1 rRNA gene is annotated in these 988 nt (G+C 57.3%); it reads right to left on the reverse strand.

The features are described from left to right. Nucleotides 1-988 (reverse strand): 16S ribosomal RNA (locus AUR64_RS01835); the annotation flags it as partial.

Genomic DNA, 988 nt, shown 5'->3' on the forward strand with positions numbered 1-988 from the left:
TGCGGGTCTCGCTCGTTGCCTGACTTAACAGGACGCCTCACGGTACGAGCTGACGGCGGCCATGCACCTCCTCTCAATAGCTCAGTATAGAGGTCATCAACCTGATAATCATCGCTATTGTCGATGCTGGTGAGATGTCCGGCGTTGAGTCCAATTAAACCGCAGGCTCCTCCGGTTGTAGTGCTCCCCCGCCAATTCCTTTAAGTTTCATCCTTGCGGACGTACTTCCCAGGCGGCCTGTTTAGCGGCTTCCCTACGGCACAGCAGCCACTCGTAGTGGGTGCCACACCTAACAGGCATCGTTTACGGCTAGGACTACCCGGGTATCTAATCCGGTTCGAGACCCTAGCTTTCGTCCCTCACTGTCGAGTCCGTCTTCCCAAGGTGCTTTCGCCATCGGCGGTCCGTCCAGGATTACGGGATTTCACTCCTACCCCGGACGTACCCCTTGGGTCTTCCGGCTCCAAGCCGTGTAGTTTTCACCGGACGCCCATCCGTTGAGCGGATGGATTTCCCGATGAACTTACGCGGCCAGCTACGGACGCTTTAGGCCCAATAAAATCGGTCATCACTCGAGCTGCCGGTATTACCGCGGCGGCTGGCACCGGTCTTGCCCAGCTCTTATTCGTGAACCACCTTACGGTTCACAAAAGCGAGGACTGTATGCCCTCGCACTCGGGGTCCCCTTGTCGCACTGTCGTGCAGTGTAAAGGTTTCGCGCCTGCTGCGCCCCGTAGGGCCCGGAATCTTGTCTCAGATTCCGTCTCCGGGTTCTTGCTCTCACAACCCGTACCGATTATCGGCACGGTGGGCCGTTACCCCACCGTCTACCTAATCGGCCGCAGCCACATCCTACAGCGCCTGAGCGTTTGGTGTACCTGGCATTCCAGCGCGGGTACGGTATGAACTATTAGCCTCAGTTTCCCGAGGTTATCGTTCTCTGTAGGGTAGTTTGGCCACGTGTTACTGAGCTATCCGCTACGAGTCT

The sequence above is a fragment of the Haloprofundus marisrubri genome, assembly GCF_001469955.1.
GTDB lineage: Archaea > Halobacteriota > Halobacteria > Halobacteriales > Haloferacaceae > Haloprofundus > Haloprofundus marisrubri.